The sequence below is a fragment of the Streptomyces sp. SudanB25_2051 genome (genome assembly GCF_964272635.1).
Lineage (GTDB): Bacteria > Actinomycetota > Actinomycetes > Streptomycetales > Streptomycetaceae > Streptomyces.
The window spans coordinates 1-14,733 of the sequence record NZ_OZ186788.1 but is presented as its reverse complement, the minus strand read 5'-3'; the positions used below and the strand labels follow the sequence as shown (position 1 = coordinate 14,733).

The following is a 14,733-nucleotide window of genomic DNA, read 5'->3' as shown; positions in this document are numbered from 1 at the left end:
TTCCTGTATGCCTCGCCGAAGTCGTAGGATCCTGATCGGTGGGGGGCCGACTTCTCCTCGGCCCCCCGGTCGATCACGCTCCCTCCGCCGCCTTGATCAGAGCTTCGGCGGTCCCTTCGGCGATCTCGCGGTGTCGCGGGATGGGGAGGTGTACGCCCTGCAAGGTGTAGACCTCATGGCGCGCTCCCTGTCTCGCGAGTACGAGATCCGCCCCCTTGCCGGCGGCGATTCGCCGCAGTTCCCGGAGCAGTACTCGTTTCTGCACCTTGGCAGTCTACTGAAGGCGACAAACTCTGTCTATCTGATGCGACAAAGCGCGGCGGCCGGCTGCAGGTTGCCCTACTGCTAGCCCACTGCCCCGGGACTCGCTGGGCACCTGTGCTGCGCTGAAAGCGGCTCATCAGCTGTGAGGACATCGAGCTCGTACCTATGGGCGGCTGTTGTAGCGGTGCAGGGGTGTGGGGCCGTGGATGCCGATGGTGGTCATCAGGTGGTGTTGGTGGGGGTGGAGCTGTTCCCAGGCGCGTTGTTGGGTGCGGATCCATTTGGTGGTCTGGTTGGGGAAGGGCATGCCGGTGGTGTGGTGGGTGTGGGCTTGGTGCCAGCTGTGGTTCCAGGTGGCTCGCCAGGGTGGGTTCCACCACGGGTCAAGCGCGGCGAGTTGGTCGTGGTGGGGCCAGGGCCGGCCGGTTCGTTTCACGTGGGCGTGGGCGGCTCGGCGTTGTTTGTACAGCCACCATCCCAGGGGGAAGCCGTCGTGTTCGGTGCGGTAGTCGGCTGAGGTGAGGTTGCCGTGCTGGGCGGTCCAGGCTTGGGCGTAGGGCAGGCCGGCTGCGAAGGCGGAGGGCGGGTTCTTCAGCCGCGGGCGGGCTGGGCGGGTTGGTCGGGGAGGTTTCGGTGGTGGCGCCAGCGCGCGGGCCCGTTCGCTGGTGAGGCCGATGCCGGCGAGCTGCTGTTGCTGCTTGGGGTGGAGGCTGTCGTAGCTGGAGCACTGGGTGAACAGCCATTTCGCTGTGGCGGCTGGGAGCGCGTCGAGGTCGGCCGTGGTGGCCAGGGAGCGGCCGGTGGTGTGGGTGCGGGCGGTGAGGTAGGCCTGGCGCCAGCGCAGTCCTCCCGCCGGGTTCCAGTGAGGATCGATGGCTTCCAGGGCTTTGATGCGGTCGGCGGGCAGTTTTCCTCGGCTGGCGCGGCGGCGTTGGGTGCCCAGCCAGGTGCCCAGTGGGTAGTCGTCGTGGCGGGCGGGTTGGGGGACGGCGAGGTTGCCGTGCTCCTGGGCCCAGGCGCGGGCGTGGGCGAGACCGGCCGCGAAGGCTGCGGCTTGGGGGACGCGGCGGGGCCGGGCGGCACGGGCGCCTTCGGCGGTGAGGCCCAGGTCTGCGAGGAGGTGCTGCTGGCGGGGGTGGAGGTCGTCGTAGACGGCGCACTGGTTGTAGAGCCACTGTCCGGTCCAGTCCGGTGTGCCGGGGAAGCCCTCCTCGGGGGCGAGGTTTTGGCCGGGGGTGAGCTGTGTGCGGGCGGCCTGGTAGCGGCGTTGCCATTTCATGCCCCAGGGCGGGTTCCAGTACGGGTCGATGCGGGCGAGGTGTTCCTCGTGCGGCCAGGGGGTGTCGAAGAGTTCGCGGTGGAGGTTGGCCTGGTGGCGTTGTTGGGCCAGCCAGCGGCCGAGGGGGAAGCCGCCGTGCTGAGCGGTGCGGGGAAGGTCGAGGCTTTTATGCCCGGCTGCCCAGGTGCGGGCGTAGTACAGGCCGGTCTCCATAACCGGGTGCTGGGTTGCCGGGTGGGGCACGGCGGTGCCCGCGACGGGTTCGGTGAGACCGAGGCTGGCGAGGAGGCGCTGCTGGCCGGGCTGGAGAAGGCGGTAGTTGACGCACTGGGCGTACAGCCACTGCCCGGTGCGGTCATCGAAGTTCCGGAACCCGGCTTCAGGGTCGAGGAGGGCGCCGGCCGTGACGGCGGCGTGCGCGATGTGGTGCTCGCGCTGCCAGTCGGTGGGCCAGGGCGGGCTCCACCAGGAGTCGATGTCGGTCAGCGCCTGGTTGAGTGCGGGGTCGAGCTGGCCGCGACGGGCGCGCACCCGCTGGCTGTGCAGCCATTTGCCGACGGCGAAGCCGTCGTGGCGTGCGGAGGTGGGAGCGCACAGGTGGCCGTGCTCGTCGGCGTAGGCGCGGGCATGGTCCAGGGCGGTGCGCCGGGCTGCCTTGAGATCCCGGCGCCGGGGCATGGCGTCGCGGGCGCGTTCCGGTGTGATGCCGAGGTCGGCGAGGAGACGCTGCTGTCCGGGGTGGAGGCTGCTGTAGCTGGTGCACTGCTCGTAGAGCCAGGTGCCGAGGTTCTCCGTGGTGCCGGGGAATCCGTGTTCGGGCGTGAGCGGCTGCCCGGCCTTCACCAGTGCCTTGGCGCGGTGGTAGATGCGCTGCCACCACAGGTTCCAGGGTGGATTCCACCACGGGTCGAGGGCGGCGAGGGCAGCGGCGCGTTCGGGAGCGAGTTCGGGTCCTGCGGCCCGCTGGTTGGCGAGCCACAGGCCGACGGCGAAGCCTTCCCTCTGCACCGTGTTGGGCGCGCACAGGTGGCTGTGCTCGGCGGCGTAGGCACGAGCATGGCGCAGCCCACGCGCAAACCCCCGGGCCGCGTCTTCGGTGCTGTCTGGGAGCGACGCAGGCTCGGGCTGCACGGCTGTCTCGCCCCGGTCACTGCTGTCCGCCAGGAGCTGGGAAACCGGGGTGGGCCGGTGAGGTGGGGAGATACGCCACATGCTCTGCGTCTTCGGTCTGTGTCCGGCTTGGCTGCGGACGCAGGCGCGCACCCAGGCGTTCAGCGGCCCTGTCGTGGCCACAGTGAGGCGGTCGGCGATCCACGGCCGCTCAAGACGCCGGGCCAGTTCGCCGACGAGGCGAGGGACATCGGCGAGCGAGTGCGGTTGATGCCGGCCCGCCTCGTCGAGCAGCTGCTGCTGCACCCCCGCATCGGCCAGTACGGCGGCCAGCGTGACGGCTTCCGGATAGGTCACCGCATCCCGCGCCGCTACGCGCCAGGCGAGGCCGCTACCCAAGGCCATCGACCGCAGCCGTTCGGGCCAGAGGGTCTCTTCCGGCCAGACCTCGTCCCACCACGAAGCCGTAACCGCCTGCGCCACAGCGAACGCTTCGCCGGCGTGCGGGCTGCGCCGCAGCAGTCGTACATGACGGCGCTGGGCCGCGGCGATCTGCGGCACGTGCCGCACGTCCAGCTGCCCGGGGCCCGCCGTCGCTCCGTCGACGACGGGGGCTTCGAGCATCCAGCACTGGTGCTTGACGCAGACCCGTGCGTGCGGCAGGAGGTAGTGGCGTGCTTCTTCCCGGCCCTGTGTGGCCCTCGCGGTGCAGGCCCGGCATCCGGGGCCGGTCGGCGGGATCGTGGCGGCGGTGCGGACCCAGGCGGCCGGCCCGCTCCCCAGCCTGCTTGAGGGAACCTCCCGGTCCCAGGCCGGTAGGGCATGGCGCAGGTGTTCTTCGGGCATGCGGCAGAAGGCGGCGACCATGGCCCGGGCCTCGGTGTTGAAGACGACTTCGCCGTCGGGTCGCACGGTGAAGAGGTTGGGACGCCGTCCCACGTCCACGAGTGCGCCGATGAGTTCTTTGGCCGTGAGCCGGTAGCGGGAGGCGACTCGGCTCAAGTACGACAGCGTCGTCTCACCGTGCAGCGGCGCTACCCGCACCGCACCCAAAGCCCCTGCGTGCCCCGAGAGTTCGGGTTGCTCGCTCTGTAGTGGCTGCGCCTGCCGCCCGCTGGTGGTCTTCGTCACCGCCGCTCCGACCTCCGTCAGGATCCCGTGTTGTGGCTGCGCGGGCGCGGGAGGCGTTTTCGGGGTGGGTGGGCTTGCTGTTCCGCGCGGATGTCGAGCTGGATGCCGGCCAGGAGCTTCTTGGTGATCTTCTCGCTGCCGTCGAGCAGGGCGGTCAGGGCGGCTTCCCGGATGAGGTGGGAGAGGCTGCCCATGACGCCGCCGGTGCGCTGGTGGAGGTAGTCGGCGTGCCGCGTCAGGGTCTGCGGGGTGTGGTGGCGCAGGTGCAGGGCTTGTTCCATGTCGGTGACCAGAGCTCGCCAGATCTCGCGCTGCTCTTCGGTGGCGCAGGGCAGCGCGGTGTTGCGGATCAGGGTGAAGCGGCCGGCGAGCTGGGCGCCGCGCGGCCCGGTCAGCAGGGGAGAGGCTTCGACGTCGACTCCGGCGTAGACGAAGGTGGCGGGGATGCGCTCGCCGAGGTGTTTCATCTGGTCGGAGGTCTCCGCGCCGGACCGGGTGCGGGTGTCGAGCAGGTGGACGTCGTCCACGAGGACCAGCTTCGTCTCCAACTGGCACAGCAGGTGGCAGACGGCGTCGGTGATCTGTGCTTGGTTCATGCGGGTGGCGATGGGGATGCCGAGGAACCGGGCGAATTCGCTGACCAGCATCTTGGGTGTGGAGGCTGGTGGCACGGCCAGGAAGACCACGGGCAGGCGGTCTGTGCGGCCGGGGTGCCGGCGCTGCTCGGCGAGTTCGAAGGTGCGGCCCATTTCCAGCAGGGTGGTGGTCTTGCCGGTGGTGGGCGGTCCGGAGACGATCAGGCCGCGGCGTGCGGTGCCCTGCTGGCGGCGGTTGAGGAGCATCAGGCGCCGCAGCGACAGGGAGATGCGTTCCATGGCCGGGGTGGTTAGCACCACGAACCGGGAGTGGTAGTCCAGCCGTTCCTCCAGCGACCAGTCCTCGTCTGCGGCCGGATGGGGCTGCAGCGGGGGAGTGGCGACGAACTGCTGCCAGCCGTCCCGCGTGGTCGGCGGCGCGTACGCCGCAGCCCTCGCGCCGTCGTGAAGGGCGCTGTCGGCAGGGGCATCTGTCACCACTGTGCTGCTTCCTGGTAGGCGTCATAGATCCGAGAGGGACGCGGAACTTTGGCTGAGGACTGCGGCTGTTCGCCTCCGGCAGGCGCATCGGCGTCAGCGGGGCCGGGCAGCAGGTCGTCGTCCTCGTCCCAGCCGTCCTCGAACCCTGCCTCCTCTTGCTGATCCTCTTCCTCGATCGGGGCAAAGGCGCCCACCAGGCCGTAGGAGAGGGTCGGAGCGGCCACAGGGTTCGGGACTGCAGGCGGTGAGGCTGGTTGGGCCAGGGACGCTGCGGCGCTGGCGCGCGCCGCCACCGTCTGCTCGCGGCGAGTCCCGGCACCGTTGCTCGCACGCCGCAGGAGGCGGTCCAGGGCCTGGGCGAGCTGCCGCTCGTGCTCGACGCGGTCGCTGCGGCGCTCGACTGCGGCACGGATGTGCTGCCAGGTGAAGTCGGTGAAGGGCAGGCTGACACAGCCGCGGTGGATCCACGGCACCTCTTCCCACCCGGTGGGCAGCCGCACCCAGATCTGATTGGGGTCGTAGGGGTTGTGGTGCACCTCCCATCTACTGTCCGGTGCGCCCGACGGGTCCCCGCGGTGCGGATTGAGGACCTTGTGGTCGTAGGTGCGGTAGTCGAAGCGGATGCCGTAGTCGTTGATGGCCACCCGCTTGATGGGCATGAGCTCGATGTAGTCGTCCGCGCTCAGCGGCACCGGGAGATAGCCGGTGACTCCCACGAGCGCGCCCCACATCTCGTTCGGCGAGAGGGCGAGCTTCGGTGCCAGCGGATGGCGCAGCGACGTGTGCGGGCGGTGCTGCCAGTCGGTGACGAGCCACTCATCCAGCAGGTCCTGCACCTGCGCAAGCGTCCAGCACGCCTCGTCCTCAACGCGCGTGCCGCGCCGGGTGACATCCGAGCCGCTGTAGCCGGCCACGTACTGGGAGAACCGGTCCCCGATAGTGCGGAACGTCCGCTCCACATGGCCCTTGGCCGGGCCGTTGGCCGGCGGCGCGGGCTGAATGGAAACCCCCAGGCTCTCGCACGCGGCAATGAAGGAATGGGAGACAAATACCGCACCTTGGTCGACCACCACCGTCTCCGGCATGATCACCGGCCGGGCCGCTGCCCCTTCCAGCCGCGCATCCAGCGCCACGAGCCGCTCATAGGGGATGACTGACCGGGACATCTCCAGCGCCGTCTCCCACCCCAGGCGCATCCGCATGGGCGTGACCATCTGCGCCAGCAGAACCGCCGCATCGACCGATCTTGTGCCCACCGGACGCACCACCGCAGCACAGATACTGCGCGTTGCCACGTCCAACGCGATCGACAACTCGACCGCCCCCGTCACCCCGTCGGCGAGCACCACCAGCACGTCCAGCGGCGTACTGTCCAGCATCACCAGCTCACCCGGCCGCAGCGCCACAGTCAGGGTGAACGGAGGCGCCGGCCGCGACGTGCGCCGCCGCTGCTGCGCCGCCGACCCCAGCAGTCCATGGCCGTCGGCGAGCGCGTGCACCAGCCGGTTGAACGTCGTCACCGGCGGCACCTGCACCACGCCAGGACCATAGGTTTCCTCCAGAACCCACCCGACCATGCGCCGCAGCCGGCTCAGCGTGCCACTGGAGCGTTCCCGCTGCGCCTCCAGCACCTGAGTGATCGCAGCGACCACACGCTCATCGGCCCGTCCCACCACAGAACGCCTACGCGCCGCGCGCTGGTCGACCAGCCCCCACAGCCCCTTCTCGCGGTAACGGGCCCGCATCCGCCGCACGGTCACCGCACTCGTCGGCTGCCCCGCCGCGGTCAACTCCGCCGCCTTGGCCTCCTCCCGTTCCGCCACAGTCCGCTGCGCCGGATCAAACTCCGCCCGCGGCACACCGCCCTGCCCCGGCACAGGAAGGCCCGTCTCCACCTCGCGCACGTGCCGCTCCCAGGCCTCAGCCCGCTCGCGTGCCTGAACAGGCAGTTCCTCCAGGAGCCCGAACGGAGGCACCTGGCGGCGGGGCGCTCCTAGGAGTTCGAAGTCAGGAGCAGCGAACAGATAGCTCACCAGCACCGTCGCCGTGGAGTTGTCCGAGCCGACCAGCCGTACACGGGCCCCTTCGAGCATCACCACCGTCCAAGAGCGGTCCTCGAACCGCACCTGGCTCCCCACCTCAAGTACTGCCGCCGTCACGCAGACGCCCGCTCGCCCGGGCCTGCTGTCACGGGCACCCGCTCATACAAGGGTTCGTTCAGCGGAGCTGACAGCGCTCCGGTCCATAGGGCGTGGAAGAGGGCTGGGAGAACCCTGATGGTGTCTCCGAGGCCACGTGCTCCTTCGATCAGCGGCCGAGGACGGGCAAAGACCTGCACCGCCTTTTCGATGAGCGTGGTGTCCCGGTAGCGAGGGTGCCGGTATCCCGACAGCCAGCCCAGGTTGGCAGCGACAACCGGTTCGGGAGGCGAGGCGATCCTGTACTGCCATCCCACCGCACGTGCCGCCGCTGCCATGACGGCAGCACGGTGTGCCAGCCGGGGAGAGATCTCCCCTCGCCCGGCACAGTCGAGCAGCAGACCGCCGCCGTCGCTGAACCGCGCCATCAGATGCGGCGCATGCGACACCCCGGTCCCATCAGAGCCCCGCCAGGACAGCTCTACAGGGCGGCATGCCATCGCCATGACCGAAGGATCACGGTCCAGCAGCATCACCTGGGTGCGCATGACACCCGACCCGTAGTGCACCAGCCGCCCGGTGGTGGCCGACCACCACCAGCCCGGTGCGAAACGACGGCCAGATCGCAGGGGAAACGGGCGTACCGGACCGCATTCCTCCAGAGGGACGACACGAGCGGCTTCGCCCCACGGCATCCGCTGTTCTCCACCGTATGGATCCAGGAAACGGGCGCTGTATCGACAGGGATCAGCGACCGCCGGGTGCGCCGAAGAGCCTTGCTGCCACATGCACCTTCAACCGACGAGCATCCCATCAGGTAATGGCCACACGGCATGCGCCGTGCGCGTCCCGGACCTGGCTATGTAGTCGTACCGCGCACTGAGCACCCGCCTGCCCGCCGTCTTGCCGCGCCGTTGCGGGGAGCAAGTCGAGCACAGTGATGTCGGGCCGGGCGTGCGTAAGCCCGGTTCGCTGCTGCCCAGCCCACGCCAGCTGGGGCCATCGCCGAGCCGCCGTTCGCGTGCCGGGTGATCAGCCCTGCCGCGTCCTCATCCGGCCCCGTTCGAGTGTCAGTGGCCGACTCTAACATGCCGGTCATGACACCGCCCCGGTTCAAGTTCGCGTACCTGCAGCCACTGTTTGCCGATGTGGAGAGTCTGCGTGGCGAGGCTGCGTACCAGCAGCTTCCGGCAGCCCACCCCTCAAGCAGTCTGGCCGCAGACGACGCGCCGCTGGGCACCTACTCGGCGTCGACGTTGATCCGGGCATCGTTCACGGCGGGGGTGGCGCATGCGGACGCGCTGCGCAGGATCGTGTTGCACGGGGAGGTGGACCCCACCAGTCCCTGGACGCTGATGCGCGGCGCCCTGGAGAACTTCGCCACGGCTGCCTGGCTGCTGGGAGGCAACGACCGCACCGAGCGTCGACACCGGAGCCTGCGGCTGTGGCGCGAGGACATGCGAAACCGCGCTCAGCATGAGCAGGACACGGATCATGCGCCGGGACCTGGCGGCAAGACGGGACGGGAGCGCGTCCAGGAGATCGAAAACCTTGCTGTGTCGCTGGGCATCCACGACAGACTCGCCAAGCCGGAAGCTGGGAAACTGATAGCGGAGGCCGCCGCCGGCATCGGCCTGGAGCCCCGGCAGGTCACCGCCGCCTGGCGAGCCGCGTCAGGATTCGCCCACGGCCGCTACTGGCCCAACCTTCGCGCCTCCCTGCCACGCGACGCCGTACGAGGGGGCCCCGACCACTACCTGATGGCGCTGGTCATCGATGAGAGCCAACACCGGCCACTGACCGACCACACCCACGCTCTCCTCCGGCATGTCCAGGCGCGGTACACGGCCAGAGCCACGGCCCCCTGACCCACCCCAGGGCTCCCACGCCGGGAGTCCGTACATCCGGTCCCGGCCGGGCGGCGTCGGCGCCACGCCTACTAGACGTCCAGTCCCAGGCAGTGCCCAGCGGTCGGAGCCGGCCCGGCCCCGGCCGGCTCGGCCGTGGAGGAGACGCTCGGCTTCGGCTGACCGACGACAACCGGGCCGGACAGCAAGACTCTGTCCGGCCCCTTGGCCGTTTCGTTCCCGCCCTGCCGTGCAGCGCAGACCACGACCTCGGCACATGAAGTCGAGCCCGGCGACCGGCATCGTCCTGGCGGAGCGCCGGGTCACCATCCCACGCCGCTGGCCATCCCCGGCCGCGCCCCACGACAACGGAGGCGCGGAGGGCGGGGCAGGTCACCTGTCTCTGTAGAGATCCTCGTCGGGCTCCCAGTTCACATAGAACTCGTCCAGGGTCACGTCGAGGACGACTTCCTCAGCAAGGTCTCCGAGTTCCCAGAGTTCCTCGCTTTCGACATCGAGGTCGCAGGCGGAGCAGGCGAAGACATAGGGCGTGAAGACCACGACGGGCTCGTTCGTCTCGTCGATATGGGTGTCGCCCATGAGCCAGCCCTTCGAGCCGCAGGCCGGGCATGGCGTCTCTTCGTCGTGCTCCATGTATCTCGGCGACTGCCGCGTGATCGTAGCCAGGACAATCTCACGCTCTTTCGGTGCCAAGTGTCCGTAGCGCTGCTCGAAAAGAGTTCGCGCCCTGGCGAGCTTGCCCTCCAACTGTATGCGGACGGCCTTGACCTGTTCCTCAATCAGCCTGTCGTGCAGCGAGACATAGCTCCCCCAGTAGACCTTCGGGTCGATCTCCAACTCGGTGAGCAACGGATCGATCAGTCGAAGACAGGTGGTGAATACGGTCTGGACCCCGGCGATGTCATGGATGCCGCTGTGCGCGACGCCGTTGCGGGCATTCGCGACCGGCAGCAGGGCCCGCTGATCGACCGGGATCTGCTTACGAAGGATCTTGTGCACTCGGGCATGTGCTTCGACCAGGCCGATAGTCTTCGCACGGCTTGCCGGAGCGGACGCGTGCGTGCCGTGGCCGGTGGCATGGAGCAGCGAGTCGAAGTCCTTAGCTTCGACTATTAGCGCCGGGTGAAGTGATGAGAGGTAGGCCTTGAGCAGGTGTTCGGCTGCGATCCCGGCGTGGTGAACGGCGAAGTCGTGGGAGTCGGCCCCCTGGGCGAACGCCGTGAGCGCCGCTGTCATCCACCTCTGAGAGGAGAGCTTGAGCTTTTCCGCATCCATGGGCTGGACTCTAAGCCTGTCGGGACCACGGTCGAACGCGGCTTTCGTCCCTGGCTCCGAGGGCGTGGTCGACCTGGCACTTCCCAAGGCCGGCGATCCCAGTCCGCGCATCTTCGGGCGCCAACCGAGCGCCATACGGTGTCTCCCGAACCCACTACTCGCGCATCAACGCTATGCACGCCCTCACGTTGTCACCTCGGTGATCAGGTTCTTAGTTGCGGAACTGCTTGGCCGGCGATAACAGCACCAAGCCCCCAGGCACTGCGACAGGCCGGCGCCACGGCCGGACGGTGGCGTCATGCCCACTCCACGCCCAGCTCTCGTAGTGCGTCGAGTTGCTCGGGAGCGAGTTTGTCGCGGCGGGTCTTGGTGTTGGAGATCCATACGCCGAGCTTGTGGTGGTGTTCCTGGCCGTCGATGACGACGCGTTCGACGTGTCCCCTCGGCACTGGCCTTTGGACGCCCTCGCGCTGGATCCACTGGGTGAGGGCTGCGAGGCCCCGCTGGAACGTCGCCTGCGCCTTGCTCGTGCCCTTCGTCGCGCGCGTGGCTGCCGGGGTGGGAGACGGCGCCGCAAGCGGCTTGATGCCCAGTTGGGTCAGCCGTTCCTGCTGCTCGGTCGACAGCAGTTTCCAGATGCCTGGCTTGCGCTGTTGTTGGAGCCATCGTCCGATGTCGTCGCCGTCGAACCGCACGCCGGGGGCGATGTCGGGCAGCACACCGCCTGGTTCGTCGGCGGCGAGGTCGGCGAGGACGCGGTAGTGCCGCTGCCAGTCCAGCGGCCACGGGCAGCTCCAGTCCGGGTCGATCGCCTCCAATTGCTTCGCACGCACGGCGGCCCGCTCCGGGTCCTTGCCGAGGCCGTCCTTGCGGCGGAGGTTGGCCATGTGCTGCCCGATCGGCACCGGGACGCCGCCGGCCGGGTCGTCCCAGACGGCGTCCTGGCGGGGTGCGAGGTGCCCGGTGGCCCGCCGGTAGGACCGCAGCGCGGCGAGTTTGTTCTCCCAGGCTTCCTCGCCGGGCTCCCAGACCATCCCGGCCTCGTCGAGGAGTTCCTTGCGGTGGGGGTCGAGTTCTCCGGCGCGCAGCGCCTTGCGCTGCTGGTGCACCCACCGCCCCAGGGGGAAGTCCTTCGTCACGCCCACTTCGACCTCAACGTCGTAGGGGACGGCGTGCAGACCGGTGATCTCGTTCTCCTTCCGCCACCGGATGAGGGCCCGGTAGCCCTCCAGCCAGACCAGGGACTGAGGGCGGATGACGCGGCAGCGGGTCAGGGCTGCGATGTCGGCGGCGTCGCGGGGGGAGGCGAAGTTGACCACGATCGAGGTGACCCGGTCGACCTCCTGCTGCGCCTCGCTCGTCTCCTCACCGTCGCCGCCGTCGGCTCCCGCTGCGAGGCGGACGTGGAGGCGTCGACGCTCGGTGCCGCGGGTCAGAGCTCGGGAAGCGAGCTGGTCGACCATGCGCTCCGAGTGCGAGCGCAGCGCCTGGAGGACGTCGACCAGAGGCTGGTAGCTGGCGGAGGCGACCATGTCCTTCGGGTCCTCCCCGGGCTGCAGGAAGACCGGAATGATGATCCGCGCCGTCTTCACCGTGCCGTCCGGATTCGGGCGCAGCGCCCGCCCGATGTTCTGGACGATGTCGACCTGTGAGCTGCGCGAGCCGACGATGCACACCGCTTCCACGCCGCGCAGTCCGGTGATGTCGACGCCGACCCCTAGGGCCCGTACCGAGGCGAGGAAGGCCCGGTGTACGCGCCGGTTCTCGGCGTTGATGCCGTTGGCAAACCGGTGGATCACCTCGCGCCGGTGGGCGATGGGGTGGTCGCCGCACAGCCAGTCGGCCCACACCCGGTCCGGGGGCACGTGGCGGCCGTCCTCCAGCTCGTACAGCTCGGCCTCGATGGAGGAGACGGGCAGTTCCTCAGCGTCGGCCAGGGCGGCGTCTGAAGCTTCGCTGGCGTACAGCTCCGCAGCGGTTGACGGCATCTGCTCGGCGAAGGCGCGGGCTTCCTCGACCCGCTGGTGGAAGGTCATGACGGTGTGCAGGTTCATCTGTGCCGCGTGCTCCAGCAGCGCGGCCTGGAGCAGCGCCAGGCGCCGGCCGCGCAGCGCGTCCTCCGAAAGCCCCAGGACCGGGTCGGGGTCCCGGATCTCCAGTACATCGATCTCGAAGCCCGCGAGGATCGAGCGTTCCACCGCCTCCGCCAGCCCGAGGTCGAAAATCCTGGTGCCGTAGGTGGCGCTGTCGTCCTGCATCGATGCGATCACCAGCTCCCGTCCGTCCCGGCCGCGCTGCGGGCTGGGCGCGGCGAGGATGCGCGGGGTGGCGGTCAGGTAGAGCCGGAAGTCGATGGGGATGCGGGCGTTGTCGTGGATCGCCGCCCACGGCCGGCCCATGTCCCCGGCCGTCATGTGCGCCTCATCCACAATCGCCAGGTCGAACGGGGCCATCCGCTGCCCGTACAGCCGCTCCCCGCCCGCCAGAGCGGCCTCCAGCGGCCCGCGCACCGTCCGCTGGCGGAACGGGTCTTCCGGGTCCTCGCGGTCCACGAGGGAGGCGTACGTGGCGAACACGACCACCGGCCCCTTCCCGGCCCACAGCGCCAGCTGGATCGCGTTGGTGGTGGTACGCACCCCCAGCGAGTTGAGCACCGGGTCGTTCTCCAGCGAGCACACCGCGACCATGGGCGCACGATGTCCCACCAGGCGCCATGCTTGGGCGGTCTGCACGAGCAGGTCCAGGGTCGGCACGGTGACGAGGACCCGGCCGCTGGGGAAGCACTCCAGCGCGCACGCGGCGGCGGTGATGGTCTTGCCCGATCCGGTCGCGGACACGATCGTGCCCCTCACCCCCTCCGGCGGCACAGAGGATCTTGCAGGAAATCCGACCCATTTCCGGAAGCTCGATTTCTGTTGAATCTGGTGTTCTCGGAGCTGGATCAAAAGAGTTCTCCCGGCTCGGGAAGGACCTGTTCGACGGAAGCGATCCGGTATCCACCGCGCTGGTAGAGGCCGCCGTCCTTGCCGTGTATGGCCCAGGCCCGCTCGGCCGCTGCGTCGGCTGACGGCGCCATCAGGTGGACGACGGGAGCCGGTGCGTCCGGGCTGGAGCAGCCGGCGGTGGGCCGAGCACCGACCCGGTAGACGCGATACCGACAGATTTGCGGACCCGTGACACCGGACTGCTCGGCCTCGGCCACATCTGTCATCAGCCGCTGCAGACGCTGCTCTTCATAGCGGATGGCACGCGAGTCGCGGGAGGGCTGGTACGCGGCCATCCGCTCCTTCTCCATGAGCTGGGCGATCCGTTCCCACTGCAGCCGCTGCATCTCCGCGATGAACAGCTCACTCAAGTGATGCACTTCAACCGGGAGCATCCGCGCCCGCCCGGCACGCTCCTGCGCAAGGCGTACCTGCGTCGCCACCCGACGGTCATCGAGTCCGGCGGCTTTCGCGACGACCCCGAGGCGGGCAAGCTCATGCGGAAGATACTCGTAGATCAACACGCAAAACCGCTCCCCACCGGGTGTCCCTGAATGACTCCAATGCTACATGCTGCATCACAATAGGGGTGCAGACGTCCACGACGCCCCGGCAAGCCACCACACAGGATTCCTTCCGCCCTGATGGTCGGGGCACATCGGGGGTACACGGCCCCGCATGGCACCGAACACCGAACGCATCCAGTTCCTGCGGGCCGTGCGGCAGCTGCACCGCGTCCGCTCCTTCTACGCCGTGGGCGTCCTGCTGTGGGCGGCATCCGCCGCCTGGACCGGCTGGCAGGCACCCGGGAGCCGGCAGATGTGGGTGTCCGTCCTCCTCCTGGCCGTCTTCACCGGTCTCCTCACCACCGCCACCCTGTCCCTGCGGCGTCTCGCAGTCCCCCCGACAGGCCGGCCTGCGCATCACGCCGCCTCGCACAAGGCGGCAAGCACCCGCCACGCCCACGCCTGAGGACCCCGCCAGTCTGCCTGCACGGGCCGGCTAGACCACTTTCGGAGGCGCCGCCCACGTCTGTGGGGGCGTTGGCCGGGCATACGGGCTTCACTTCCTACGAGAGGGGCTTGTCATGCTCGGCATAGTCGCGGCAGTGCTGTTCTTCATCGCATTCCTCATCAACGCGACCGAGATCAGCACCAATCACACATTCTCGTCAGTCAACGTCATGCTCCTCGGGCTGACCGCACTGGCCCTGCACGTTGCGGGAATCGGCAGCGCCTGGTCCCGCAGACGCTGACCAGGCGTCAAGCGCCAGAAGTCCGCAGAGGCCAGCCGAAGAGACAGTCACACCCCCACTCTTGCTGCCGCTTGGGCCGCAGGCCCGTTGGCCGGCCCCGCACAGCGGGGCCGGCCTTCACGGCGCGAAGCGCCACACGGTGACCGGAGCGCAGCGCAGGGCACCGCGGTGGCTACGCCACCGCACCGCTCCGGTAGCGCAGCGGACGGAGCGTCACCCGGGTTGCGCAGCAACCCGGGTGAGCTGACCGCGGAGCGGTCAGCCAGCGCTCCCGCGGAGCGGGAGCGCAACACCCGTGCGCAGCACGGGTGTTCGCTTGCATCGCGCGCAGCGCGATGGGACCCGCTCCGCGG

At 69.4% G+C, this 14,733-nt stretch carries 11 protein-coding genes; 3 read left to right on the top strand and 8 right to left on the bottom strand.

Annotated elements, in window-relative coordinates; all coding sequences use genetic code 11:
- Positions 1-73 precede the first annotated feature (73 nt).
- From ACSUPT_RS29165 to ACSUPT_RS29145, 5 genes are all read right to left on the bottom strand, one after another.
- Positions 74-265, bottom strand: coding sequence for a hypothetical protein (locus ACSUPT_RS29165; RefSeq protein ID WP_436946294.1), 192 nt, complete (start codon positions 263-265; stop codon positions 74-76).
- Positions 266-427: 162 nt separating this feature from the next.
- Positions 428-3,784 carry a Helicase associated domain protein gene (locus tag ACSUPT_RS29160; protein WP_436946293.1) on the bottom strand — a complete coding sequence of 1,119 codons (3,357 nt, stop codon included), beginning with the start codon at positions 3,782-3,784 and terminating at the stop codon, positions 428-430.
- A gap of 17 nt (positions 3,785-3,801) precedes the next feature.
- Positions 3,802-4,860, bottom strand: a complete 1,059-nt coding sequence (locus tag ACSUPT_RS29155) for a TniB family NTP-binding protein (protein ID WP_436946292.1) — start codon at positions 4,858-4,860, stop codon at positions 3,802-3,804.
- The gene (locus ACSUPT_RS29150) at positions 4,854-6,953 is read right to left on the bottom strand and encodes a transposase (RefSeq protein ID WP_436946309.1); all 2,100 of its coding nucleotides are present in this window, start codon (positions 6,951-6,953) and stop codon (positions 4,854-4,856) included. The genes ACSUPT_RS29155 and ACSUPT_RS29150 overlap by 7 nt, the downstream gene beginning before the upstream one ends.
- A 62-nt stretch (positions 6,954-7,015) precedes the next feature.
- On the bottom strand, positions 7,016-7,693 hold the full coding sequence (locus ACSUPT_RS29145) for a TnsA-like heteromeric transposase endonuclease subunit (RefSeq protein WP_436946291.1): 678 nt from the start codon (positions 7,691-7,693) through the stop codon (positions 7,016-7,018).
- A gap of 402 nt (positions 7,694-8,095) precedes the next feature.
- Between ACSUPT_RS29145 and ACSUPT_RS29140 the strand changes: the two genes are divergently transcribed.
- Positions 8,096-8,866: a hypothetical protein gene (locus tag ACSUPT_RS29140; protein WP_436946290.1), complete on the top strand. Its 771-nt coding sequence runs from the start codon at positions 8,096-8,098 to the stop codon at positions 8,864-8,866.
- Between the two features lie 372 nt (positions 8,867-9,238).
- Here ACSUPT_RS29140 and ACSUPT_RS29135 read toward each other — a convergent pair whose 3' ends face one another.
- The 3 genes from ACSUPT_RS29135 to ACSUPT_RS29125 form a co-directional block, all read right to left on the bottom strand.
- Positions 9,239-10,141, bottom strand: a complete 903-nt coding sequence (locus tag ACSUPT_RS29135; protein ID WP_436946289.1) for a hypothetical protein — start codon at positions 10,139-10,141, stop codon at positions 9,239-9,241.
- A 296-nt stretch (positions 10,142-10,437) separates the two neighbouring features.
- Positions 10,438-13,086 (bottom strand): Helicase associated domain protein, encoded by a 2,649-nt coding sequence (locus ACSUPT_RS29130; protein WP_436946288.1) that lies wholly within the window; start codon positions 13,084-13,086, stop codon positions 10,438-10,440.
- Positions 13,083-13,649 carry a hypothetical protein gene (locus tag ACSUPT_RS29125; RefSeq protein ID WP_436946287.1) on the bottom strand — a complete coding sequence of 189 codons (567 nt, stop codon included), beginning with the start codon at positions 13,647-13,649 and terminating at the stop codon, positions 13,083-13,085. The genes ACSUPT_RS29130 and ACSUPT_RS29125 overlap by 4 nt, the downstream gene beginning before the upstream one ends.
- A 154-nt stretch (positions 13,650-13,803) precedes the next feature.
- On the opposite strand from ACSUPT_RS29125, the gene ACSUPT_RS29120 reads away from it, so the two are divergent.
- Both ACSUPT_RS29120 and ACSUPT_RS29115 read left to right on the top strand, forming a co-directional pair.
- Positions 13,804-14,097 (top strand): hypothetical protein, encoded by a 294-nt coding sequence (locus tag ACSUPT_RS29120; RefSeq protein WP_436946286.1) that lies wholly within the window; start codon positions 13,804-13,806, stop codon positions 14,095-14,097.
- Between the two features lie 115 nt (positions 14,098-14,212).
- Positions 14,213-14,380 carry a hypothetical protein gene (locus ACSUPT_RS29115; RefSeq protein WP_436946285.1) on the top strand — a complete coding sequence of 56 codons (168 nt, stop codon included), beginning with the start codon at positions 14,213-14,215 and terminating at the stop codon, positions 14,378-14,380.
- The last annotated feature ends 353 nt before the right edge of the window (positions 14,381-14,733 follow it).